Source organism: Variovorax sp. F042, from assembly GCF_057814215.1.
Window position 1 is genome coordinate 1 of the sequence record NZ_JBVASX010000030.1, and the last position, 1,622, is coordinate 1,622.

The 1,622-nt window shown below is 58.1% G+C and carries 1 protein-coding gene; it reads left to right on the forward strand.

What is annotated here, in order from left to right; genetic code table 11:
- Positions 1 to 76: 76 nt before the first annotated feature.
- Positions 77 to 1,513, forward strand: a complete 1,437-nt coding sequence (locus tag ACZYSP_RS35235) for an IS1182 family transposase (RefSeq protein WP_489019178.1) — start codon at positions 77 to 79, stop codon at positions 1,511 to 1,513.
- The last annotated feature ends 109 nt before the right edge of the window (positions 1,514 to 1,622 follow it).

Genomic DNA, 1,622 nt, shown 5'->3' on the forward strand with positions numbered 1-1,622 from the left:
GAGGCTGTGTGAAAACGCATTGAATCCGTGAATACCGTCGCCTAGATTGAGACAACGCCACGAACTGGGTTGCCACATGAAGCGATTCATCGAGCCAGGGGATCGAAGCCAGATCACGCTGCTGCCAGAGTGCCTTGACGACTACATCTCAGAAGAGAACCCCATCCGCGTAGTCGATGTCTTTGTCGATGAACTCAAGCTCTATCAGCTCGGCTTTGAAGGTGCGGAACCTGCGGCCACCGGGCGGCCGTCGTACCACCCCTCAGTGCTGTTGAAGATCTACATCTACGGCTATCTGAACCAAGTGCAATCCAGTCGACGCCTGGAGCGCGAGGCGCAGCGCAATGTGGAGTTGATGTGGCTGACCGGGCGCCTGGCCCCTGATTTCAAGACCATCGCGGACTTCCGCAAAGATCATGGTGACGCCATTCGTCTGGTGTGCCGAGAGTTCGTTCTTTTGTGTCGCCAGCTCAAGCTATTTGCCGACGGCGTCATCGCCGTGGACGGAAGCAAGTTCAAGGGCGTCAACAACCGCGACAAGAACTTCAACGAGCACAAGCTCCAGGTGCGGATGCAGCAGCTCGAGCAGAGTATCGGCCGATACCTTGCCGAACTTGATCGAGCTGACCGAGATCCAGCGATGGTTCTCCCCGAGCGTGTTGCGCGCCTCCAGGAAAAGGTAGCCAAGATCAAAGGACAGATGCGTGAAATCTCTGCCATCGAGCGGCAGCTTCAGTCCACGCAAGAGCGACAGATCTCGCTGACCGATCCGGATGCCCGCTCGATGGCGACCAGCCGACTTGGCTCAGCAGTCGTAGGCTACAACGTCCAGGCCGCGGTCGATGCAAAACACCACATGATCGTCGCCCATGAGGTGACCAACGCAGTAACCGATCGAGGCCAACTGGCCGCCATCTCCAAGGCGGCTCAAGAGGCCATCGAACACCCCAAACCAATCGTGCTGGCGGATCGAGGCTACTTCGAAGGCTACGGGATTCTGGAGTGCGAACGTGCGGGCATTGCGACACTTGTCCCGAAGCCCTTGACGTCCAACAGCAAGTTCGAGGGCAGATTCGACAAGCGAGACTTCGTCTATGACAAGCGACGGGATGTGTACCGGTGTCCGGCGGGCGAGATCGCAATCTACCGCTTCACCGCCATTGAGGACGGCAAGGCGTTGCGCAAGTACTGGACATCAAACTGTGGCAGCTGTCACTTGAAGCCGCAGTGCACTCCGGCGCCAGCCAGACGCATCAGTCGATGGGAGTACGAGGAGGTCCTGGAAAAGGTCCAGGCACGTCTAGATGCTGCGCCCGAGGCCTCAAAGTTCAGGCAACGAACGATCGAACACGTGTTCGGCACCCTGAAAGCGTGGATGGGGGCCACGCACTTCCTGACGAAGACCTTGCCGAACGTGAAAACCGAGATGAATCTGCAGGTTCTGGCCTACAACCTCAAGCGAGCAATCAAGATCCTCGGCGCAAGTACCCTGATTGCAGAGATGAAGTCGTAGGAGCCGACTCGCGTCTTGTAGAGACGGCCGAGAATTCCGGTTGGAACTGAGTCCGCCGGCCCAACGGATCTGGCGCGCCCCATCAATGCAGCTGTTTCCACACAGCCTC